The organism is Rhodopirellula sp. UBA1907, assembly GCF_002337565.1.
Lineage (GTDB): Bacteria > Planctomycetota > Planctomycetia > Pirellulales > Pirellulaceae > Rhodopirellula > Rhodopirellula europaea.
This window is the reverse complement of sequence record NZ_DDGH01000097.1, coordinates 95,429-118,223: the sequence shown is the minus strand read 5'-3', so window position 1 is coordinate 118,223 and position 22,795 is coordinate 95,429. Positions and strand designations below refer to the sequence as shown.

Below are 22,795 nucleotides of genomic sequence, written 5' to 3'. Positions count from 1 at the left end.
ATGACGTTGCAACGCTTTTGCATCGCGATTCTCGCGGTGATTTGTTGTGTGCCTGCGAACAACTCGCAAGCACAAGAAACGGTGACCGATTCGATCAATCCAGGCATCAACGATGCTTTCCTGGATCCCGAATTGGACGTCGATGCTTGGTTGCAACGCTTTGAAGTAGAAAGCCGCGAAGTCTACGCGGCCAAAGACGAGATCGTCGCGGCAATGAACTTGAAGCCCGGCGATCAGGTGGCGGACATTGGCACCGGGACCGGTTTGTTTGTGGAACCGTTCAGTGATGCCGTCGGAAAAGACGGCTGGGTTTTCGCGATTGATATCGCGCCCAAGTTTGTCCAGCGTGTGAGCCGAATTTCCGAATTGAAACGTCTCGGCAATGTCACACCCGTGCTCGGATTGCCCGACGACATTTGTCTTCCGCCGAACAGCATCACGGCGGCGTTTGTGTGTGATGTTTACCATCACTTCGAGTATCCCGCGAATTCGTTGAAGTCGATCTTCGATGCAATGAAGCCCGGCGGGCAACTGGTTGTGATCGACTTCGAGCGAATCGAAGGCAAGTCCCGAGAATGGACGATGGGTCACGTGCGAGCCGGCAAGGAAACATTCCGCGAAGAGATCGAAGCCGCTGGATTTGTGTTTCGAGAAGAAGTCAAGCTGGATGGCTTTGACGAGAATTACTTTCTGCGATTCGGTCGTCCGTAGTTCGGTCGAAAGTTCTCACCGTCTCATTTTCGTGCCAACACAACACTCTGGACGTCGAAGTGGGGTAAGCTAGACACCTGCGGAACTCGGTGCATCCCACCATCCGCGGTTTGTTGGCACTATCAATGAGGATGAAGGTTTGACTTCCGAATCGGACCTTCCAAGCGCGACTCAACCTGGCAACACTCGGCGTCCCTCCGGGGCGTCGCAGGTTGACGCGACCGTTGCTTCTGGAAAGGCGTTGCCCCAGATCGAAACGCCTGACTGGATTGGGCGCTATCGGGTCGTTCGACGCATCGGGAGCGGTGGATTCGGCTCAGTCTTTCACGCAAAAGACGAGTCGCTCAATCGCGACGTCGCAATCAAAGTTCCGCTGCGAACTCTGGAAGACGTCAACGATGAATTTCAGTGGTCGTCCGAAGCACGGATGGTCGCGAAGCTGGATCACCCGAACATTGTTCCGGTCTACGACGTTGGCAAATCGGACCAGTTCCCGTTCTTTGTCGTCTCGCGATTCATTCAAGGTGTTGATCTCCGAGAGCGAATCCTCAAGGCGAAGCCGACGCTTGAGGAAGGTCTGGTTTGGACCGCATCGATCGCCGATGCCTTGGGGCACGCCCATTCCCACGGCCTGGTGCACCGTGATGTCAAACCAAGCAACATCCTGATCGACACGCAGGATCGGGCTTGGTTGACGGATTTTGGGCTGGCGATGAGCGATGACGCGCCGCGTCCAACCCGAGCTGGGTTACTGATCGGAACGTATTCCTACATGAGTCCAGAGCAGGCTCGCGGTGAGGGGCACCTCGTCGACGGTCGCGCCGACATTTTCGCGTTGGGGATTGTGCTGTATGAACTGCTGGTTGGTCGTCGGCCATTCGGTGGTGGATCCAGCCAACAATTGTTGCAGGACATCGTTCGTGCCGAGCCAACGCCGCTTCGGCAGTTCAACCCGCAACTGCCGGTCGAGCTCGAACGCATCTGTTTGAAGGCATTGGCCCAACGGGTGTCGGATCGTTATCCCAACGCCGCCGCGATGGCTGCCGATCTTCGCACGTTTCAGTTGGATGAAACCACCGCCGACTACACCGATGAATTATCGGCGAAGTTCGTGGCGGTTGCTAATCAGTGGGCACCGCCGGGCGTCCAGGCAAATGCGGTGGGCGATGAATCAGAATCACGCATCATCCCAAAAGGATTGCGAGCGTTTGACCGCCACGACCGCCGGTTCTTCTTGCAATTGGTTCCGGGAGCCCGAGACGCGCATGGAGTTCCCGAAGTTCTGCGTCAGCTCAAGATTCGAATCGATGCTCGCGAAGCCGAAGATGCTTTTCGCGTCGCATTGATCTATGGGCCGTCTGGTTCCGGAAAGTCTTCGCTGATGCAGGCTGGATTGGTTCCGCTTTTGGACCCATCGGTCGAAGTCGTCCTCGTGGAAGCCAACGCGAAGCACACCGAATCACGGCTCCTCTCTGCTCTTCAGAAGCTGGACTCGAGCACGGCGGCTGAGTCAACGCTCATTGGCGCAATGTCGTCGTTGCGAAAAAAGGGCGTTAGCGGCGGCAAGAAAGTGTTGGTCATCGTGGACCAATTTGAACAATGGTTGCACGCCCATCCAAAAATTCGAGACGAGGTGCTTGTCGATGCAATTCGGCAGTGCGACGGAGCCAACGTGCAATGCATGCTGTTGATCCGAGACGACTTTTGGATGCCTGCCACGCAATTCTTTCACGAACTGGATTTGCGACTGGTTCAGGACGTCAACTGTATCGCGGTGGATCGATTCGACTTGCGTCACGCACGCTATGTCTTGACCGAATTTGGTCGAGCGTATGGTTGCCTGCCCAATGATTTGAGTCGAATCACGAACGAGCAAAAAAGGTTCATCGATTCCATCGTTGACGCCGTTCAAGAAAGCGGAAAGGTGATTTCAATTCACTTGGCCGTTCTGGCGCAGATGCTGAAGGGACGCGAATGGAACTTGAAGACGCTGGCGGAATTTGGTGGCACCGAAGGCATCGACATCGGGTATCTACAATCAACGTTTGAAGGATCAAACGCATCGCCGCACCATCGTCGTTTGCGTGATCCCGCGAAAGCGGTTTTGGCTGAATTGCTGCCTGATCGCGGCACGAAAATCAAAGGTCAAATGAAAGACATTGACCGGCTTCAGCAGGTGGCATCACTGGATGATGAAACCTTTGAAGAATTGATCGAAGCTCTCGATGGAGAACTTCGGCTGATCACGCCGACGGCAGCAATGGACGGCGTGGAATCGGATTCAACCCTGCGATGCTATCAACTGACACACGACTTCTTGGTGGAACCCATTCGTGATTGGTTGACTCAGAGTGATCGTCAAACCGTTCGAGGCCGGGCTCGACTTCGTTTGAACGATCTCACCGAATACTGGAAGAGCAATCGTGAAAACCGGTTCTTGCCCAGCGGTTTGGAATACCTCCGTTTTCTCGCGTTGACGCAGGCGGCTCAGCGGACCGAAGACCAGTCCAAACTCATGGCCGCTTCGGCTCGCTATCACGGAACACGTTGGGCGATCGCCGCAGTTTTTCTGATGATCGCGGGGCTGGCGGTCGCGGCGATCAACAAGGACATGTCCAATCGTTTGGCAAAACAGCAAACGGATTCGACGGTGTCTCGTTTGTTGGCGGCCGACATGGAAATGATGCCAAATGTGATCAACACCATTCAACCGGTTCGAGACGAGGCGCGTCCTCGTTTGAAAGCCGTTCTGGAGGATCCGACCAAGACACAACGAGAGGTACTGGCCGCGAGATTAGCGTTGGTGCAAGACGACCCCACGCAGGTCAAACCATTGGTCGATGCGATCCCACAATCAGGACCTGACACGCTGGTTGTGATCGCCGAACGGCTTCAACTGCAATCCGAAACCGCGAAAGAGATGCTTTGGTCGCGATATCAATCTCAGGTGTTGGACGAAGATCAACAACTGCGATTTGCGTGGGTGCTGTCACAGTTGGACGCCGAGAACTCGCAGTGGAAACGTCATGCCTCACGGTTGGTGGAAGCCATCGTGAACCAGAACCCAACGCGAGTTGGTGAGCTCACGCCGGGCTTCACCCAAATCGCCCAGCACATCGTTCAGCCAGCTTCGGAATATTTTGGCCCATCAAATGATGGTGACCCATCCGAACAAGACAGCGACGTTCGATTGAATGCGGCGTTTTTGATCTCGAAATGCATCGAGCCGCTCGATCCCATCCTGAAGGATCTGCTCGTCGTCGCGGAGAAGGACGAATTTGAATTGCTGTTGTCAGTAGCAATGCAGAACCCAGGTTACGTCTCGCAGTCGCTCAACGATGAGTTGATGCTGGAGGCCTCGCCAAAGTGGATCGACGAGACTCCACGCGAATCATTCAAGGAAGTTGGGACGGAATTGACCAATCAGATCCAGTCGCTGGAAGGGTTTGTCACCCAAGATTTCGCGATGATTCAAAAATGTCGACTCGATGATTTTGAGGAGATCGCTCGGTCGTTACAACGCAGTTCGTATCGACCTGAATGCATTCGCGTTTACGCGATGGAAGGCCAACCGTACTTGGCTGCCGCTTTTAAACGAGATGGGCTGGACTGGAAATTCACTCGCGGTGTTGACCGAGAATCGATCGATACACTCCAGCAATCAATGCGTGACGACTTGTACTTTCCCTGCGACGTGACTGCCATCCCAGCTGACCTGACGTCCGGCGAGACTGAAGAATCTGATGCACTTCAGAAATACGGGGTTCTTTGGACAGAATTGCCACACGACACAATTGACGCGAAAATTTACTTGGGGCTTGCTGATTCAGAGCATCAATCGAAGGGGTGGGGGCCTCTCATCCAAGGTGGGTTTGTGCCGAAATCCAATCTGAAGCGGCGTGATTCCAGCGGAAACGATCGATACAGTTCCGTTCGTCATCGATTGGTGTCGTCTCCGATGGCCGAGGACACCTGGAACGACAGTCCCTACCATTTCCAATCGCGGTTGCAGCTTGAAAAGTATCAAACCGATATTCGTTTGAATCCGTCCGGCGAATTCGACGAAGACACGATCAGCTATTCGGGAGTTTGGTGGAATGGTGGGACCCATGAATCACGGACCCTCAATCGATTGCCACCGGGCGAACATCTAGCGAAATCGAAAGAATTGGCGGCAGACGGGTTTCGACTGACCAGTTTGTCATTGGTGGAAGATGGCGACGAGACCGTTGCAGCTTCTGTCTGGAGCCATCCGATTGTTTCCGACGAGCAAAAAGACCATGTTGCCAGTCGGAAAGCCAATGCCATCGTGGCGCTCACGCGGCTGGGATCTTCCAGCCACCTTTGGAAAGCACTTGAGAGTTCAAGCGATCCTCGGTTGCGATCCTTCTTGATCGATCGGATGGCATCATTGAGTGTGCCGCCGTCCTTGTTGTTGGAACAACTTCGCACCGAATCCAACATGTCCCGTCGCGTTGCATTGATCGCTGCGTTGGCTCGTTACCGACCGGAACAGTTGCCTGCGGACGAGTTGCAAACGCTGCGAGAAATGATCGAGGACTGGGGGACGAAACATCCAAACGCGTCGCTGCATTCTATCTGTCGCTACCTGACCAATCGGTGGGGCTGGGACGCTGTCACTGACAGGATCGATCTGGCAGATTCACCACATGTTGAATTGCAGTCGGGGGAAGTGAAGTCCGGCGATGGCGAGTTCGGACCGATTTGGAATCGGAATGGACAAGGTCAGACGATGATCCATCTTCGCGGACCTGTTGACTTTGTGATGGGATCTCCCGGGCACGAATTGTTTCGGGATCATTCGCTGGAATTCCCCATCCAGACAAAGATCCCGCGATCATTTGCGATTTCGGATTCGGAAGTGACCCTGGAGCAATTCCGTCGCTTTGATCCAGATACAGGTTATGCCACTCAGTACACGACGCAGCCGGATTGTCCGATGACGTCGGTTGGATGGTTTAGTGCGATCAAATACTGCCGTTGGTTGAGCGAGCAGGAACACATTCCGGAGTGGGAAATGTGCTACCCATCGATCGAGGAGATTGAACGCGACTATCAATCACCCGAAGGAATCAAACGACCAAAGAACTTCCTGGAACGCACCGGGTATCGGCTGCCGACGGAAGCCGAGTGGGAATTTGCATGCCGAGCAGGAACCAACACGCCGCGTTACTACGGGTACGCTCCCGAGTTGTTACCGCAATACGCTTGGACGACGGAGAGCTCTGCTCAATCAGCTCAGGTTCTGTTCCGGCCGGTGCGGAAGTTGCTTCCCAACTCGTTTGGCTTGTTCGATACGCTCGGCAATGTGATGGAGTGGTGCGAAACACATGATTCATCGCGCCGTCATGACAAACGGATGATTGTCGACAATAGCGATGGTCTGATTGACAACCAATCTGCTTATCGAGTCGCTCGAGGCAGCGCCGTTTTCTACATTCCAACAACGATGCGATCGGCCAAACGAGAACAAGAAAAGCTTTACACGTATCATCCCTATCTAGGGTTTCGTGTCGCTCGGACATTGAAGGTAGAAGAAGCCGAGGCCGAGTGATCACGGCTGAATGCGTTTCAATTCGTCCCACTCGCTATTTGGCATTTGCTGGTAGACCGTTCCTTTGTCCGTGATCACTCGGATTTTGTCGTTGATCGTACGCAGGTCGACCGGTTTCATGTTGTTTCGTGGTAGTGGGACGTTCAACCAATTCGCAGACGCGGATTCGTATTTGTAGAGCGTTTGATTATCGGTCAATACATGAAGGGCTTGCGATTGCGCTGCGGCCATCATGCACACCTTTTCGTCGTCCAGTGGTGATCGACTGAGATGCGTCCAGCTCACACCAGACAGGTCATCGTTCATTTGATAGACGGTCTGGTCACGAGCAAGAAGGAACAGGTTTTTGTTATTGCACGCCAAGCCGTCGACTTTCCACGAAGCCGGCGAGATGATTTGGTTGCCTTCGTAAACTTTTCGGTCGTTTTTCAATGAAAAGTGACGCCAGACAATTGATGGTCGCTGAACGAACGGATTGGCTGGACTGTCGCTATCTCGATCGGCCATCCAGGCATCGAAGGGGGCACTTTTCTTGACCTTCAACACGTGAGCTTCCGCGCACCAATTGTTTTGGTCGATCGTCGTGAAGTTGTCGTAAGATGCCCAGCAGTACCCTTGGTCTTTCCATTGCGTACCCCACGAATTCATCAGCAGCAGCGACTGTTTTTGGTCGTCGTAGCCGACAGCCGTGACCGCGTGGTGATTCACATCGTCCGATGAGTCGTTGGTCCAAACGTAGGGAGAGGACAACACCGCGTCGTCGCGAAAATCGGCCTTCATTCGAACGACTAAGACAACCGGATAACCTTCGTACAAGTACAACTTGATATCGTTGATGTTGCGTGCCCGGGCGTTGTCCAGCAATTTGAAGGTGTTGGCTTCGACGACGGCGTTGGATGAGATCGGCCCGCTCGGTGTGTCCAGATTTGCTCGCGATGCGCAACCGTTCAGCTTCAAGAAATTGACGGCTTGAAGGATGGTCAATCCACCGCCGTTGCTGGAGAGATTGTCGTAGACGTACTTGGGGCTGAATTGGTCGCTGGCAAATGTTGGCTTGCGTCGACGTTCTTGGCCGATTTGACAGGAGTAGGTTGAATAGGCGACGGCCCATGCCACGCAATCGTTCTGAGATTGCTTTCCCGGAGTTGGAAGATAGTCGCGTAGGTCGACTTGATCGGGCAACTCAATGGAATCGTCCGGTCCCCAGTTTTGATCGATCCCAGGTGCTGCGCTGTACATCGCGTCTGCTTGAGGGAGCATCAACAGGGGACCGTCACCCGGCGGAACGTCCGGTAAAGGTGCGACGTCGCTGAGCCCGCCCGCTTGGCTCGCGGCTTCGGCTGGCTCCGTCGTGGGAGCCAACGTCGCTCGAGAAACGGCTCGCGTCGGGATTTGGTCGTAGACGTCCTCGGGAATCAGCAGCACACCGGAATTAGTTTCGGCTTGAGCGGCCAAATCAAGTTGGCAGAATGAACTGTAGACCAATGCGAGGCAGACCAACCAGAGACGCAGACGCATGAGTTCACCAAAATGAAGATCGGCGGAAAGAATCGAAAAACGTTCGCACGTTCTTGATCAACACGTGCTTGGAAACTTGCACGCGGTGTCGAAAAGGAATAGCCTTCCATGTCAGTGGGGCTAGCGAACCGTCCATTAGTATCTTACCCGAGGCCAACATGATGAGTAAAAGTCCCACGCAACTTCGCGCCATGGCTTTGTCTGGCACGATTTCTATTCCGCCTCGGTTTCCTGAGCTCGCCACCATCTCGTTTGAAACGTGTGACGATGGCACTCATCCGATGCTGGTCGTTGCTCATCAAAAGTTGTCGCCAAAGCTTTCGATCAAGCGGACCTTCTTTCCGATCGATGTGAAGTCTTTGTTCGTGCCTACGTCGACGACGGATGTTGATTTCGAAAAAGGAGAGTGGTTCGAAGGCGTACAGCTCGGACAGAAAGCCAATTTGATGTTGGATCGCACGAAGGTGGAAGGCATTCTTTTTGTTCGAGAGCAGGCGCAGTCGCTGCTTGAAATGGAAGCTGGCATGACGGCGGCGGAAAGCGCTGAGTTTTATCCACCGCTTCCGGAGGATCGGTCGGTCAACCACTACAACATGGATCCGCCAGGGAACACAGCTGGTTGTCACTGAGGCGGATCAATGAATTCCTTGCCTTCGATCGATCTGGCGTTGTTGACGCGAGACGACGGCCCGCTAAATGATTCGGTTCGCAACGCGATCAACTCGCAGGTCGGCGTTCGATTGAACGTGCATCGTGTTGTCGGCAGGCCTCTCGTGGGCGATGTGAGTCGGATTGCCACGATTGCTCGAACGCGAAATGAGGCGGTCCGGCGATCGCGTTCTGACTTCCTGATGTTTTTGGATGACGATGTGGTTCTCGCCAAAGATTGCATCTCACGTTTGCATCATGGATTGATCGCACGATCAAACTACGGAGCCTTTGCGGCAGACTACCTGGGGGAATCATCAGCGCATCGGCAATCGCGGCACGTGGCGATGGGGGCAACGTTGTTTCGCCGATCGGTGGTGCAGCGAGATCCGTTTCGATGGGAACCTGGGAAGTGCGAATGTCTTTGCCGGTGCGAGGATATCCGCCGTCGCGGTGCGAGAATCGATTATCTAAACGGTGCAAAAGCTTGGCATTTATCGCCCAAGCATTCCCGGGGATGCTGCGAAGTGGGCGACTCGTCGTCGGCGGAATCCTCGCGGGGTTCGCACAACCCGGACGTGATCAAGAACGCGAAAGTTTTGGTCGCGTTCAATCGCCGTGATGTTCATCGATTTCAGAATGTGTTTTTGCGAACACTTCGGGCTGCTGGCAACCATCAAGAAGTCATCGTTGTCGGATACGGTTTGTACCCGAGCGAGATCGACCGGATTCAACGCTTGCCGAATGTCCGTTTCATTCGCCGGCCGTACAACGGACAACTGCCTCCGGTCAGGCGTCTGGTCGATTTTCGAGACATTGTGTCTGGGCTGCCCGCCGAAACGCCGGCGGCATATTGGGATGCGGGCGACGTGCTGTTCCAAGGCCGACTGGATGCTCTTTGGCAGCACACCCAACAGTATCCGGACAAAGTTCTTGCGGTCAGGGAACCTCGCGGTTTCCCTTTCAACAATGCCATTCGCGGATGGACGCGAACGATTCAGAATCCGTCGATGCGGCGACGTGTATTTGAGCTGTTTGCTTCCAATCCGTTTCTCAACAGCGGTTTCGGCGCCGGAACGGCTCGAACTCTAACCCAATACTTTGGCGAAGCGATTCGATTGCGAGACAGCGCGCTTCGCGGGACCACGGATTGGGGCGACCAAACTGCGTTGAACCTTTATTGCCACAGTGATCCAACGCGTTGGATGGAAGTTCCGGAGGATTGGAACTACTGCGTCCACGACCGTCAGCGTGGCGAAGTTCGTGTCACGCCGGACGGACGTGTCGTCGATCGATCCGGACATTTGATACCGGTTGTGCATGGCAATGCTCGATCGCTGACACAATTCGCGATCGTTCGATGAGCCTCTCATGAAAAACGTTGACGAAGACACGCCGACCTTTGTCATCAGCACGCTCGACGAGCAGTCACATGACCGAGTCAACCAAATCGAGCAACATTTGCGACGTGCTGGTTTTCGGAATTCGCAAATCATTCAAGCGAAGACACCGGAGACGGAAGACTTCGAACATCGAGGACTTCCTGACGTGCTGCAGGGACGCTGGCGAACGGATCTACGGCATCTGTGGGGATCTGCAGCATGTGTGCTGTCGCACATTCAGTTTTACGATCGGGCCGAGGATCAGTTGCCGGTCATTGTCCTGGAGGACGATGCCACGATTCATCCGGAATTCTTCCGCTTTTTAGACGGCGTTGAATTCCCCGAAGAGATTGAGTGGGATCTTTGCCATCTGTCCTACACCAATCCACAATTTTCCAGCCAAGCGAGCTTGGAGCGGCTTGTCGCTCCGCATCTACTCCTGTGTCCGCCAAACGAAATCACTGGCACATACAGCTACATGGTCAATCGTTCATTTCTGGGACGTTTCTTGCCATCGGTCGAAGAGATTGATTGGCAATTGGCTCATCAAACAAATGAAATCGCGAGCTATGTGATCGAGCACGATCCTCCTTTGACAGCTCCGGATTACCGTTTGGAAAGCGTGCGAATGTCGATTGATCACGTGTCCTGGCACCAAAACAATCCGGCGGATGAATGATTGACCGCTTTCGACAACGTGCTGTGCAGCTTCTCTAGTTGCTGTATTTGGCGACGTATTTTGCCTCGGCTGCCAAATTGAATGCGAAAATTCGCGACGGAATTTCATCTTGGTGCGGCAAAGGGGTTCTGCTAATTTTGGCCTCATCGCCGGTGAGCCAGGAAGGCCCCCGCAAACGGCGATGCGATCTTCACAGAACCGGAAGGGAGTCCGACGTGGAAAACACGCAAAAAACTGGCCTGAGTTCGACTGGGCAGGCCGCACATATCCGCTGGATGATTCGCCGCGATATGCCGGATGTCTTGGGGATTGAGACCAACTGCTTTGAGTTCGCTTGGTCCGAGGATGACTTCATCCGCTGTCTCCGCCAACGCAATTGCATCGGCATGGTGGCCGAATGCGATGAACGCGTCGCTGGGTTCATGATCTATGAATTGCACAAAAATCGTCTGCACATTCTGAACTTCGCCGTTCACAGCGACTATCGTCGTCGCGGAATCGGCAACACGATGATGCGGAAGTTGTTGGGCAAGCTTTCCCAAGAGCGTCGCAACCGAATCATGTTGGAAGTTCGCGAAACGAACTTGGAAGCTCAATTGTTCTTCAAGTCGCTTGGCTTCAAAGCCATCTCCGTCTTGCGCGACTTCTACGACGACGCGACCGAAGATGCGTACTTGATGCAGTTTCGCTACCAACCCACCGCGGAAGAATTGGCTGCACCCCACAACCGAATCACTCGCATGGCCGGCTGATCTGGCTCGAGTTCGCAGTTTCTGAATCAATGAAAAGGGTGTTGGCTTGCAAAGGCCAACGCCCTTTTTATGCTTCGCAACCTATTGCGTCGCGGATCTAAGTTCGGTTTCCGACTGCTTTTTTTCCGTTCGTTCCGGGGATACACCGTTGAATATCAGCGGGCAGCGTTTGGGCGTCGTGATCGTCCGACGTCCGAGGTTGGATGTTCAGCACGAGGGCGCGTTTCTCGGTGCATCGTCACGAACTAGTCGGATTCATTCACGATCTTTCTGGCGTAGCAATCTTTCTATCGTCGAATCCCGCAGGAACGGGCTCGTCATCTGGATGAAGATGTTGTTGTGTGGTGCTACTTCTGGAACCTCTTTTTCGGCAACTGATTCAAGCGAGAGATTGTAGAGCGACGACACGTGAGCAAGTTCAACGACTGGGCGTGCCTCGAATCTTCACGGAGAGTTCGTGAAATGCATCGAGCCAGTTTGCGGTGATGGCTTCGGCGATTCCCGCGCCATCTTTCTCCCGAAGTTGCTTCGCAGTTGCCCCCCAGTAAAAACTGATCCATCCGTCGACATGTGATTGGGATTCAAGGATGAATGTGGTCAGCTCGTCGATTCCGCTTTTCAGTGGGAACATCTCTTCAACAACCAACGGTTTGCCAACCTCGTAAGCTTGCAATGATTTTAAAGCGTGATCAATCTTTCCTTTTTCGGGATAGAAATGAACGGATGCGAAGTCCAGGCGTTTGCCAACGGTGGGCGAATAGAACAGTGGCTTTCCCCCGCCGAATGCGAACACCCACGGGATCACGCCGACGGTGATCATCGTGTCGGAATCATGCTCGCGAATGGCGTCGACCATTTGGTTGACCCAGGCTTCAGCGATCTCTTCACGACTTCTGCCTTTGCGGTCCAAAGCCAGACGTTGCACGAAGAATTTGCCGCCCAGTTCGCCCGCTAACCAGTCCGACTCGGGCTTTTTGCCGGGCAAGATCGGTTCGTTCATCAGGTCGTAACAGAAGACAACCGGACTGCCCGAGCAAACTTTCGCGACCTCGGACCAGAACATCGCTTGTGCCTTCCACCGCTCTGTTTCGTCCAGTTCATCCAGCCAGTCAGGGATGTTTGCTTTGTGGTAGCAAGCCAAGCCGGTGATGTCTAAGTAAAGATGTTTCGAGTCAGCGAGTTCGAGCAATCGTTTGAGTTGCTTGGCTTGGGCGGACGAAGCTTTGTCGGGCGATTGCATGAAGAGCCCATGCTGCAAATGAATGCGGACGCAGTTGGCTCCCAGTTGCTTGATCTCTTCGAAGTCCTCAACCACTTTTTCCCACTCATCGATCCAGTATTCGTCTAGCAGACGACCGGACTCGTCGTGGTCGTAGTTCACTCCCCAAATTATGAATGATTTTTTGGCGTCGCCTTTCACGAAAGTTCGGCCATCGTCACTGACTCGCAGTCGTTGCAGTGATTCTTGGGCTTGGCTTGGGGTCGCGAATGTCGACGTGAGAATCAACGCGACGAGGAGGTTGGCCGCGTGTGTGATTCGGCGTCCTGAATCAATCATCGGAAGCCTCAGCGAGTTGTTGAAAGGCTTGGAAGTATCGGTGCCCAAATTCACGATAGGCTTCCGCCGAGAAATGAGTTTGGTCGCCTTTGTGTTGCAGACCATCCGAATGAACGAAGATTGTGTTTGTCATCCGCTCGGGTGAAGTTTGATGAGCCTGGTCGACCAGTTGGCGGGATTCATCCCAGGGTTTTTCGGGGAATTGTCCGAGTTGCCCGATCACGATCGGAACGTCGGGTGAGTCGAATTCGGTTCGGAACCGCTTGAATAGTTCATCAAGTTTGGCTTGGTAGGTTTTTGACCGGGTTGGGTTCGAATCCGATTCGCCTTGGTGCCATAGGATTCCTTTTAGTTCGCCCGCGTTCAACGCTTGCTGCATCCGCGTCATGCAATCGTCGTAGGGGTGTGATTTGGTCGATTCGTGGAAACCACCCGGTTGCCATGCGTCCAGTGATGAGCCTCCGACAGCACACGGAATCAGGCCGACCATGATGTGCGGATTTTTCTCGGCGTAGTCGATCGCGAAAGTTCGGCCGAGGCCGACGCCTGCGATCCCGGGTTTGTCGAAGTGAAGCGGAGCGACCGCTGGGACCCATTCACCTGCTTTGTTGAAGACCAGTACTCGCGGGTGAGGTTGACGGTCTTCGTCGGAGATCTTTCCGCGTCCAGCCATGTTGGACTGTCCGGCCAACAGAAAAAGACGAAGGTTCGTCGGGCGGAGTTGCTCCGGAACGCTGGCTTCCGGATTTGGCGGATCGTCTTCTTGGGCGGTTCCGACGGACGGAAACGCGATGCCGACAAAAATTGGAAGGCAGAGGGCAAAGACGAGCTGGCGGGGCAAGTTGGATGGCATCTTGGGTCCTTTCGAGTGGAAAGGCGATGATACCATCCTCAGTGTCTCACGATGTGGTTCGTGAGAAGGGGCGAATCCATGCTCTTGGCAAGCTAGATCGCTTCGCCACCGCGTTCGCCGGTTCGAATCCGGACGCAGTCGTCCATTGGCAAAATGAAGATCTTTCCGTCGCCAATTTCACCGCTTTCGCCGCTGCGGCCACCTTCCAAGATTGCATCAATGGTTGGTTGGACGAACTCTTCGTTGACGCCGATTTGCAATTGCACCTTGCGTAGCAGGCTGACGCCATAATCGCGGCCTCGCATGGATCCGGTTTGGCCGCGTTGACGTCCAAACCCTTGGCAATCCACCACGGTCAAGCGGTGCACCTCCACGCGAGTCAACGCCTCTTTGATGGCGTCCAATTTGGAGGGCTGAACGATGGCAATGATCAATTTCATGGACGGTACAAACCAGAAGTCGCGTGCGGGCGATTCGAGCAAGCCAATCGAACGGGCAGAGAAAGTGCCCTTTCGGCAATCAGGTCCGCTCCTGATCGCTGACCGAAAGCTGATGGCATCGATCGCCAATCAGTGAATTTAGACGATCGCATGTTTTTCGCGTAGGCCGGGTGAGAAACCACCGACGGCGCAAAAAAAAGACCCCGATCCGCAACAGGTGAGGCGGACACCTGTCACGGACCATTGGGGCTTCTTCTGGCCCAGGCAAGAGCCGAGAAGTTCAAAAGCACCGCGCTGCGACGCCGCCGGCTGTGTAACGGCACATCCGGCGACATCACTGCGGTGGGTAGAACTAAACCACCGAGCCGCCAGCGACGGCGTCCGATGGGTAAGCGTGCATTCCGTGCTCGCTGATGTCCAAGCCAGCTTGTTCTTCTTGAGGGGAAACTCGCAGCATGCCTACAGCTTTGAGAACACCGAAGACGACCGACATGGTGATGAAGGCCCAAGCACAGATCGAAACGGTTCCGATCAATTGAATCATGAAGCTGGTCGAACCAGATTCGAGGTGAGCGTTTGGCAAGATGCCGAGAGCCATGCAGCCCCAGACTCCGCAAACACCGTGGACAGGGAAAGCACCGACTGGATCGTCGATTTTGGCTTTGTCCAAAGCGACAATGCTGAGTACGACCAAGGCACCGGCGACGGCACCGACAACGATCGACATCGAGTTGCTCATTGCGTCACAGCAAGCCGTGATACCAACCAATCCGCCCAGTGCACCGTTCAGGCCCATGGTCAAGTCTGGTTTGCCGAACAGGCCCCAGGAAACAGCGGTTGCAACGATGACGCCAGCAGCAGCGGCGAGTGTGGTGTTCACAGCGATGAAGACGGTTGCGTCAATATCAGCCGACGATTGGAAAGCCAATTGGCTACCAGGGTTGAATCCGTACCATCCCACCCAGAGGATGAACACACCCAGAGCAGCGAAAGCAACGTTGTGACCTGGCAATGGAACGCTCTTGCCTTCGGCGGTGTAGCGACCCAGGCGAGGGCCGAGGAAGATTGCACCGGCCAAGCCAGCGAAACCACCGACTGCGTGAACCACAGCCGAACCAGCGAAGTCTTGGAAGCCCATGGCGAAGCTGCCGTCAGCGGCTTGTTCACCGAACTGCATCAACCATCCGCCGCCCCACTTCCAGAAACCGCTGATCGGGTAGATCAAACCGGTGAGGATGGCACTGTAGACCAAGTAAGCGTTGAATTTCATACGGCCGGCAACAGCACCCGAAACGATCGTTGCGGCGGTTGCGGCGAAGACGGCTTGGAAGAACCAGTCGACTTGTGGTGAGAATGTTTGGTCAGGACTGGAGTCGTAGATCCCGGTGCCACCGAAAGCGAAGTAGCCGTTCGTGACGTCGCCGTAGCTGCCGGGGTACATCAACCCGAAGCCGACGAAGAAGAACAGCAACGCTCCGACGGACAAGTCCATCAAGTTCTTGGAGAGAATGTTGATGGTGTTCTTGGAGGAGTTCAGTCCCACTTCGACCATGGCGAAGCCGGCCTGCATGAAGAGGACCAAAACGGCACAGAGAAACAGGAAGCCATTGTCGAAGGCGTACCCTACTCCCGCGTCCGCCGCGGGTTCCTCTGAATCAGCGTCACCCGCGTCGGCGACTTCTGCAGTATCCATTGCAGCCGCTGGCTCTTCCTGAGCCGAAGCTACCGACGCGAGTGAACCGCCGATCCCCATCATCCCCACAAGGAGAACCATTGTGAGCCAAGCGAAACGTAAGCCGGACGGCCCGCCGCTAAGCTCTTGTGTTGTAAATGCTGAGATCGAACTCATGTGGTCTTCCTTCTCGTAAGACAGTTGGTGTGACACGACACGTTGCCTTCGGCACCCATTGCCAAAGTGAATCTTTCACCATGCCGAATCGTTTCGAACCAAGTGCTGCGCCGCCGTCCACCGTCCAACTCCTGCCCGGGCCATCCTGAATCGCTCGTGAGTCGTGCGTTGTCCTTTTGGGAAGCACTTCTTTTCGGAGGATGGCTATTGGCACACATTGGGCCAAAAGCAAAAAAGTGTTTTTGGAAAAGGCTGTAAGTCGCTAATGCGTAACGATTTAAAAGTTAAAGAAAAGTTGGTCTTTGCAATCTGAGCCCCATGCAAAAACTTTTCGTGCCTAAGTCGCGGGCATCCGGCGCAGGTCGGAGCCTAGAAAATGAGCAGGGCATTTGGCCGCCGGAGGGAGAGTGGAAGGCAGCGCTGCTGGCGCTCGCAGAAACGGACCCTGCTCTGCGTCTCGTTTGGCAACGTTTGGGCGATCCGCCTTCCTGGCGACGACCTGCTGGGTTCGAGACGTTGACGCGAATCATCCTTGAGCAGCAGGTTTCTCTGCGGTCGGCAGAGTCCACTTTCCACAAGTTGCAACAACTGCTCGACGGACCGCTGACGCCACGAGGAATTGTCCAACTGTCGGCTGATCAAACGCGAGCGTGCGGCGTCAGTCGGCAGAAGCATCGCTATCTGAACCAATTGGCCGATGACATCGTGAATGGCCGGTTCGCTCTCGATCGACTTTCCGAGATGACTAACCGGGAGGCTCTGGCTCAGCTGACTGCGCGTTTGGGGATTGGCTGTTGGAGCGCGGAGGTTTATCTGATGTCAGCACTCAACCGTCCCGACATTCTCCCTTTGGTGATCTGGGACTGCTCAAGGGAGTTGAGGAACTGGACGGCGGCCGGTACGACGACTTTAAGGCTGTTATCCGGAGAGCGGACCGGTGGCGACCCCACCGCTCGATGGCGACGCGACTGGTTTGGGCTTTGTACCTGGATAATCGCGGACTTCTGAACCTCAATGGCGGTTCCAATGTCTAAAGAGGCGTGCCCAACGTCTGTTGAGGCGAGGCCGAGTCGGTCGCCAATACGGGCGAAAACCTCCGCCAAATCGCCTAAGGCACACAAATGGCCGAAGCCGATGCTCTGTGGTGTTTGTGACGCCATCTTCACAGCCCCCTCATAATTACGCCTGACAGGGGGCATGCATTCGTTTAAACTGTGACTTGTGGCGTTGGCAATCCGGCGTCGCACCCCTCCCGGATGGCTCTCATCCGTCCTCCTCTCTTTTCATCCTACCGATTTGGTTCTCTCCTCATGGAACCTTCCTCCACGCCGGGTCCGGCGCGCAATGCTCGACGCAGCAATCGCCGTATGCGCCACCCAGACAAAGATGTTGATAAACGTGTTCGCGAATTAGACGCGGAACGCGATCCGCTGTCGTTGCCCGAAGAAATTGTCAGCGAAGTGACGCGAGCCGGCGGTCGAGTCGGAATTCCCGCGAAAGATCAATCGCCCAAGCAAGCGTTGAATATCAACGATTTGCAAAAGCTCGAGCATGACGATTTGTTGGCGCTCGCCGAAACCGAAGGGCTGCAAGAGATCGCTGCGCTTCCTCGACAAGAGCTCGTCTTTCGTTTGCTGAAAGCGCGAATGAGCGCGAACGGTTTGATGTACGGCGAAGGCACGCTCGAGATCTTGCCCGATGGGTTTGGTTTTTTGCGCAGCGCTCAGTACCACTACCTTTCCTGTCCAGATGACATCTATGTGTCGCCCAGTCAAATCCGACGATTTGGATTGCACACGGGATCGCATGTTGCCGGGCAGATTCGTCCGCCAAAAGAAAACGAACGCTACTTCGCGCTGCTGCGAATCGAAGCGATCAATCACGCTGATCCGATGCAGCGTCAACGGCAGAAACCGTTCGACGATCTGACGCCGCTGCATCCGCGAACTCGAATTGTGACCGAGCACGACTCGCAAGAACTCAGCACGCGAGTGGTGGATCTGTTCACGCCAATCGGATTTGGCCAACGTGGTTTGATCGTCAGCCCGCCTCGTGCCGGCAAAACCATGTTGATGCAAAGTCTCGCCCGTGGAGTGTTGAGCAACTATCCCGATGCCTATGTCGTGGTTTTGTTGATCGATGAACGTCCCGAGGAAGTGACGGACATGGAACGCGAGATCCAATCGCCGCAGTGCGAAGTGATCAGCAGCACGTTTGACGAGCCACCGGCGCGACACATTCAGGTCGCTCAGATGGTCGTTGAAAAAGCCAAGCGAATGGTTGAATCGGGAACCGATGTTGTCATCTTCCTCGATTCCATCACCCGCCTTGCGCGAGCGTTCAACAGCGACAGTGATTCCGCAACGGGCAAGCTGCTGACAGGTGGCTTGGATGCGGGTGCGATGCAAAAGCCCAAGTCGATCTTCGGTTCCGCACGCAAAGTCGAAGAAGGCGGTTCGCTGACGATTCTCGCAACCGCTTTGGTTGACACCGGCAGTCGCATGGACGACGTGATCTTTGAGGAATTCAAAGGGACCGGCAATCTAGAAATCGTTCTGGACCAAGACTTGGTGGCTCGCCGAGTTTGGCCTGCGATTGACCTGACTCGCAGCGGAACACGCCGCGAAGAAATGTTGCTGGATCAAGAAGAGCATCGCCGGATCGAAACATTGCGTCGTGATTTGGCCGAACATTCGCCGGTTGATTCCATGACGGAGTTGACCAAACGCATGCGGAAAACGCAAAACAACGCGGAGTTTCTGATGAGTGTTCAGCCTCAAGACTGAACAATCGCAGAGACAATTTGCAAACCTCCCACCTCCAATTCTTTCCCAGAGAATTTGAATGCCTTCCATTGATGGAACCACCGGTAACTTGCCCAGCGGACGCGTTGCGATCATCGCAAGCCGCTACAACGCGAATATTTGCGACTCGATGGTGCAGGCAGCTTTGCAGTCGCTGAGCGACGCTGGCATCCCCGAGGACAAACAATGGTTGATTCGTGTGCCTGGTGCTTGGGAATTGTGTTGGGCGGTTGAACAAGCGTTTCAGCACGCTGACGTGATTGGTGCAATCACGCTCGGTTGCGTCATCAAAGGCGAAACCACCCACGACGAACACATCAACCGCGCCGTCAGCGATACTCTGATGGAACAATCGGTTCGAAGTGGTCGTCCCGTTGGCTTTGGTTTGTTGACCTGCAACACCGTCGAACAGGCGATCCAACGCAGCGGCGGGACAGTTGGCAACAAAGGCCACGAGGCTGCTGACGCGATGCTGGAAATGCTGCGTTTGCAGACCAAGATGCGGTAACTGATTTCAATCGCTGCGACCGGAGCCGTGCATGACTCGTTTGTTCATCCAGTTCTACTGCGGCGTGCTTCTGATTTTGATCAGTGCTTGGATCATCCAGGCATACGTGTTTCGCGGCACCACCGAGGCACAGAACATCTCGGTCATCGAGACCGCGCTCAGCGGTGGCGCGTTGCTGGCTCGCGATGAGATCGCCGCCGGCGGTCTGCAAAATCTGGATGAAACGGTTGCCAACGTGCAGGCTCGATTTGATTATCCGGTCACGGTGGTCGATCGTTCGCAGCGAAAATTGTCCGACACAGTGTTGCTACGTCTCGACGATGGCGAGGCGGTCTTGTCCGGAGACAACATTGCAGTGGCGCTCACCGGAACATCGTTGCTCGTCGAGCTAGGGCCGCTCCCACGTTTTGCCGGACCACGACGCAGCGACATTCTTCTCGGTCTGGGCAGTGTGTTCTTGTTGGTCGCCATTGCGATCGCGATTTTGATGCGGCCAATCGCGAGTCAGTTTCGCAGCGTGGAGCGTACTGCGTTGGCCATCGCAGACGGTGACTTCGCCGCGCGGATCAAAGACACTCGTCGTCGAAGCTTTCCAATTGTGGATGCGTTCAACACGATGGCCGAACGTGTGGAATCGTTGTTGAGTTCGCAAAAGGAACTGCTGCAAGCTGTTTCCCATGAGTTCCGAACACCGCTGGCTCGCATTAAGTTTGCGACTGAATTGGTGCGATCTGCTGAGTCCGACGAGAAACGGAATCAGCGAGTCGATTCGATCGATGATGCCACTGACAAACTGGATGACTTGGTTGCCGAACTGCTCAACTACACGCGCACCGATGAGCAATCGCAAATCGCACCTCGCGAGCGTGTCTCCGCTCACAAAATCGCGATGGATGCGATCAGCCAACATGCTCCATTGCATCCCGACATCAAGTTTGATGAGCCGACGGACTCAAAGGACATCGACTTGGTGACCTATGAAGCCGGGCTGGTGCGAGCTCTCGGAAACCTCATCGGCAACGCGGGTAAATACGCCGAGTCCAAGGTACGCGTTTCGATCGAAAGTGAATCCACTCGCGTCCGGTTTCTGGTCGAAGACGACGGGCCAGGCATTCCCGAAGCTGATCGAAAATCTGTGTTCGATCCCTTTCATCGACTCTCGGGCGATTCTCAGCCCGGCACGGGACTCGGATTGGCACTGGTTCGTCGGATTTGTCGTCGCTTGGGCGGCAAGGTCACCATCGATGACAGTCCTTTGGGCGGAGCCGCGTTTCTGATTGATTTGCCGCAGAGTTTGCTGCCCATGCCTGGCAAGTCGTCACAGAACTGACACTCCTTTCGCGCGCATCGTTAAGATGAATGCAGTGGAAGCGAGTTGATGCGGCGTTGTTCTCGTCGCAATGAAACGTCCATCAATTTTGAGGCGGCATCATGAACACGAAGAAAAACTCTTTGCGTCTTCGTCGACGTCTGCTCTTCAGCGTCGCACTCATCGTCTTTGTTGGCGTCCCCGCGTACGTCGAATTCAAACTTCGTCGACCGGTGGGAGACGGGCCAGCGGGACCCGCGATTGAGGCCGAACCATTCGCAAGCACTTGGACGGATCATAAAGTTCATTTGCTAGGCATTGGTGATAGCGTCACTCGTGGTCTCGGTGCGAAGTCCAACTCGCATTCCTATTTTGAGCGACTGCGTGTCAATCCGAAGGACGAATGGCCGGGCATGAAAGGCAAGCACCTGACCGCGGTCTTGCCGAATTTGTCCGCTTCCAATGTCGCGATATCTGGTTCAACGTCGTTGGATCATGAACGGATCATCGAGACCGAATTGGAGCCCTTTCCCGATGATGTGTTCGGTCTGGTGGTGATGACCACCGGAGGGAATGATTTGATCCACAGCTATGGTCGTCGCCCGCCGGAAGAAGGAGCGATGTACGGCGCGTCGCTGGAGCAATCGCGACCATGGATCGACGCGTTTGAATCACGACTGAGTGGGATGCTGCAGTCGATCAGTGATCGCTTTCCCGCGGGATGCCAAATCTTTTTGGGGGACATCTATGATCCAACGGATGGTGTTGGCGACGCACCCAGCATCTTTCTTCCGGATTGGCCCGATGGTTTGGCCATCCACGCGGAGTACAACAATGTCATTCGACGTGTTGCGGAAAAGTTCGAGCACGTGCACATCGTTCCGCTGCATCAGACGTTCTTGGGCCACGGTTCGCACTGCCGTCAATTTTGGCGAAGTGCATACGACTGGGACGATCCCACGTATTGGTTTTACACCAACATTGAAGACCCCAACGATCGCGGCTATGACGCGATTCGAAGAGTGTTTTTGCAGGCCATCGTCGATCAGCGGCACGCACTGACTGCTTTGAACGAACGAACGCCGGAACAGAATCTTGAAGACGACTTTGATCCGGCCTCGGTAGACCGCGTGGGGCTGCTTCAGTCTGAGATCGAAACCAAGCTGGTTGGTGTGCCTTCGCATTCGAACTTGGCTTGCACCGATTGATCGGTCAGCGAGATCACCCAAATGCTTGCGTCGCCCGGGTTGGTAACCGCGATCTGGCGTCCCCGAGGAAGGAACACGGCGTCGTGATGTCCAAAGTGGCCTTCGATCTGGCTTGGTCCGACCGCAATCGGTTCACGAGCCTTTGCGTCGGAGTAGTCTCCGTTACCGTCGGGATCCAAGTCCACGACGTACAACTGATCGGTTTCCGGTGCTTCTTTGGATTCGGCAAAGCACAATGCGATGGGGCGTCCGCCTGATCCTTTGCCAATGATCGGCGTCTTCAGCGACTGATCGCTCGCCAGTTTCATCGACAACGATTGGACGTCGGGTGTATCGCAAGATGCATCGATGAAACAGAGCTTTGACTGTTCCGCCTTGCCGCTCGTGAAGACCACCGCGTGATCGATCGTCGTGAACGCACCGGTTCGAAGCGGATTGCCTTCTGGGTCGGTTCCGATTTCCAAGTGGTTCACTGTCACCGAATCTGCCGTGTCATCAACCTCCAAATCAGCATGCACCCAGCACACACCGTCACTGGGGGCGAAGAAGACTTTGTCGTCGCAGTAGGTTGCTCCATGAAGAACGCCGGTGGGACAAGTAATGTGATAACCCTTTTCTGCATTTTCACCCAAACGGACGACATCGACTCGGCCAGCGTTCTCGCCCTCGCGGTCGATCCAGGTGCTGTAGGCGACCTTTCCTTCAGCGACCGCCAACGTGATGTGGCCACCACCGCCTTCGTAGAACCGGCCGGCTTCTGCGGGTGAATCGGCATCCCGAACACTCTTTGAATTCAACACGGTGAACCCGTTGCGTTGATCGTTCGCCATCACAAACGATTTCCCGTAGCGATACAAATGGGCTGGGTTGCCTTGGCCGCTGTCAATCAGCTTCGAATGCACGGACGGTGGCTCGGGAAAACGCCAATGGAAGTGGTCGCCATGTGCTTCTTGCGTCGCCCCGGTTTCGATTGCGACCCACCCGCTACCGATGTCGCCGTT

17 protein-coding genes are annotated in these 22,795 nt (G+C 54.9%); 11 read left to right on the top strand and 6 right to left on the bottom strand.

Annotation, left to right across the window (positions count from 1 at the left end):
- Together B2R17_RS23535 and B2R17_RS23530 are read left to right on the top strand one after the other, a co-directional pair.
- The gene (locus tag B2R17_RS23535) at positions 1-711 is read left to right on the top strand and encodes a class I SAM-dependent methyltransferase (protein WP_286765931.1); all 711 of its coding nucleotides are present in this window, start codon (positions 1-3) and stop codon (positions 709-711) included.
- Positions 712-850: 139 nt separating this feature from the next.
- The gene (locus tag B2R17_RS23530) at positions 851-6,286 is read left to right on the top strand and encodes a bifunctional serine/threonine-protein kinase/formylglycine-generating enzyme family protein (protein WP_286765930.1); all 5,436 of its coding nucleotides are present in this window, start codon (positions 851-853) and stop codon (positions 6,284-6,286) included.
- Here the strand turns inward: B2R17_RS23530 and B2R17_RS23525 are convergent, their stop codons facing one another.
- Positions 6,287-7,804 (bottom strand): C1 family peptidase, encoded by a 1,518-nt coding sequence (locus B2R17_RS23525; RefSeq protein WP_286765929.1) that lies wholly within the window; start codon positions 7,802-7,804, stop codon positions 6,287-6,289.
- 158 nt (positions 7,805-7,962) lie between these two features.
- Here B2R17_RS23525 and B2R17_RS23520 point away from each other — a divergent pair, with 158 nt between their 5' ends.
- The 4 genes from B2R17_RS23520 (at position 7,963) to rimI (ending at position 11,265) form a co-directional block, all read left to right on the top strand.
- Positions 7,963-8,433 (top strand): hypothetical protein, encoded by a 471-nt coding sequence (locus tag B2R17_RS23520; protein WP_286765928.1) that lies wholly within the window; start codon positions 7,963-7,965, stop codon positions 8,431-8,433.
- Between the two features lie 9 nt (positions 8,434-8,442).
- Positions 8,443-9,816 (top strand): glycosyltransferase, encoded by a 1,374-nt coding sequence (locus B2R17_RS23515; RefSeq protein ID WP_286765927.1) that lies wholly within the window; start codon positions 8,443-8,445, stop codon positions 9,814-9,816.
- Positions 9,817-9,823: 7 nt separating this feature from the next.
- Complete coding sequence (locus B2R17_RS23510; protein WP_286765926.1) at positions 9,824-10,513, top strand: glycosyltransferase family 25 protein; 690 nt, start codon at positions 9,824-9,826, stop codon at positions 10,511-10,513.
- A 275-nt stretch (positions 10,514-10,788) separates the two neighbouring features.
- Positions 10,789-11,265, top strand: coding sequence for a ribosomal protein S18-alanine N-acetyltransferase (rimI, locus tag B2R17_RS23505; protein WP_007327259.1), 477 nt, complete (start codon positions 10,789-10,791; stop codon positions 11,263-11,265).
- A 418-nt stretch (positions 11,266-11,683) separates the two neighbouring features.
- On the opposite strand, the gene B2R17_RS23500 is transcribed toward rimI, so the two are convergent.
- The 4 genes from B2R17_RS23500 to B2R17_RS23485 form a co-directional block, all read right to left on the bottom strand.
- The gene (locus tag B2R17_RS23500) at positions 11,684-12,823 is read right to left on the bottom strand and encodes a cellulase family glycosylhydrolase (RefSeq protein WP_286765925.1); all 1,140 of its coding nucleotides are present in this window, start codon (positions 12,821-12,823) and stop codon (positions 11,684-11,686) included.
- A complete protein-coding gene (locus B2R17_RS23495; RefSeq protein ID WP_286765924.1) occupies positions 12,816-13,676 on the bottom strand; it encodes a sialate O-acetylesterase in 861 nt (286 codons plus the stop codon). The genes B2R17_RS23500 and B2R17_RS23495 overlap by 8 nt, the downstream gene beginning before the upstream one ends.
- 92 nt (positions 13,677-13,768) lie before the next feature.
- Entirely contained in the window at positions 13,769-14,116 is a 348-nt protein-coding gene (locus B2R17_RS23490) for a P-II family nitrogen regulator (RefSeq protein ID WP_008664710.1), read from the bottom strand.
- 352 nt (positions 14,117-14,468) lie between these two features.
- A complete protein-coding gene (locus B2R17_RS23485) occupies positions 14,469-15,872 on the bottom strand; it encodes an ammonium transporter (RefSeq protein ID WP_008664711.1) in 1,404 nt (467 codons plus the stop codon).
- A gap of 411 nt (positions 15,873-16,283) precedes the next feature.
- Here B2R17_RS23485 and B2R17_RS23480 point away from each other — a divergent pair, with 411 nt between their 5' ends.
- The 5 genes from B2R17_RS23480 to B2R17_RS23460 all read left to right on the top strand — a co-directional run bounded on the left by B2R17_RS23480 (position 16,284) and on the right by B2R17_RS23460 (position 21,794).
- Positions 16,284-16,973: a DNA-3-methyladenine glycosylase family protein gene (locus B2R17_RS23480; protein ID WP_286765923.1), complete on the top strand. Its 690-nt coding sequence runs from the start codon at positions 16,284-16,286 to the stop codon at positions 16,971-16,973.
- Between the two features lie 512 nt (positions 16,974-17,485).
- A complete protein-coding gene (rho, locus tag B2R17_RS23475; RefSeq protein WP_286765950.1) occupies positions 17,486-18,751 on the top strand; it encodes a transcription termination factor Rho in 1,266 nt (421 codons plus the stop codon).
- Between the two features lie 58 nt (positions 18,752-18,809).
- Positions 18,810-19,277 (top strand): 6,7-dimethyl-8-ribityllumazine synthase, encoded by a 468-nt coding sequence (gene ribH, locus B2R17_RS23470; RefSeq protein ID WP_007327269.1) that lies wholly within the window; start codon positions 18,810-18,812, stop codon positions 19,275-19,277.
- Between the two features lie 31 nt (positions 19,278-19,308).
- On the top strand, positions 19,309-20,607 hold the full coding sequence (locus tag B2R17_RS23465) for a HAMP domain-containing sensor histidine kinase (RefSeq protein ID WP_286765922.1): 1,299 nt from the start codon (positions 19,309-19,311) through the stop codon (positions 20,605-20,607).
- A gap of 101 nt (positions 20,608-20,708) precedes the next feature.
- Entirely contained in the window at positions 20,709-21,794 is a 1,086-nt protein-coding gene (locus B2R17_RS23460; protein ID WP_286765921.1) for an SGNH/GDSL hydrolase family protein, read from the top strand.
- Here the strand turns inward: B2R17_RS23460 and B2R17_RS23455 are convergent.
- Positions 21,728-22,795, bottom strand: a 1,068-nt coding sequence (locus B2R17_RS23455; RefSeq protein ID WP_286765920.1) for a hypothetical protein, incomplete at its 5' end; no start/stop codon positions are given. The two genes, B2R17_RS23460 and B2R17_RS23455, sit on opposite strands and share 67 nt — an antisense overlap.

Coding starts and splice junctions, on each gene's coding strand:
- B2R17_RS23465 (WP_286765922.1), top strand. CDS start 19,309: ATGACTCGTTTGTTCATCCAGTTCTACTGCGGCGTGCTTCTGATTTTG.
- B2R17_RS23480 (WP_286765923.1), top strand. CDS start 16,284: ATGCAAAAACTTTTCGTGCCTAAGTCGCGGGCATCCGGCGCAGGTCGG.
- ribH (WP_007327269.1), top strand. CDS start 18,810: ATGCCTTCCATTGATGGAACCACCGGTAACTTGCCCAGCGGACGCGTT.
- B2R17_RS23495 (WP_286765924.1), bottom strand. CDS start 13,676: ATGCCATCCAACTTGCCCCGCCAGCTCGTCTTTGCCCTCTGCCTTCCA.
- B2R17_RS23515 (WP_286765927.1), top strand. CDS start 8,443: ATGAATTCCTTGCCTTCGATCGATCTGGCGTTGTTGACGCGAGACGAC.
- B2R17_RS23520 (WP_286765928.1), top strand. CDS start 7,963: ATGATGAGTAAAAGTCCCACGCAACTTCGCGCCATGGCTTTGTCTGGC.
- B2R17_RS23525 (WP_286765929.1), bottom strand. CDS start 7,804: ATGCGTCTGCGTCTCTGGTTGGTCTGCCTCGCATTGGTCTACAGTTCA.
- B2R17_RS23490 (WP_008664710.1), bottom strand. CDS start 14,116: ATGAAATTGATCATTGCCATCGTTCAGCCCTCCAAATTGGACGCCATC.
- rimI (WP_007327259.1), top strand. CDS start 10,789: ATGATTCGCCGCGATATGCCGGATGTCTTGGGGATTGAGACCAACTGC.
- B2R17_RS23485 (WP_008664711.1), bottom strand. CDS start 15,872: ATGATGGGGATCGGCGGTTCACTCGCGTCGGTAGCTTCGGCTCAGGAA.
- B2R17_RS23500 (WP_286765925.1), bottom strand. CDS start 12,823: ATGATTGATTCAGGACGCCGAATCACACACGCGGCCAACCTCCTCGTC.
- B2R17_RS23535 (WP_286765931.1), top strand. CDS start 1: ATGACGTTGCAACGCTTTTGCATCGCGATTCTCGCGGTGATTTGTTGT.
- B2R17_RS23460 (WP_286765921.1), top strand. CDS start 20,709: ATGAACACGAAGAAAAACTCTTTGCGTCTTCGTCGACGTCTGCTCTTC.
- B2R17_RS23510 (WP_286765926.1), top strand. CDS start 9,824: ATGAAAAACGTTGACGAAGACACGCCGACCTTTGTCATCAGCACGCTC.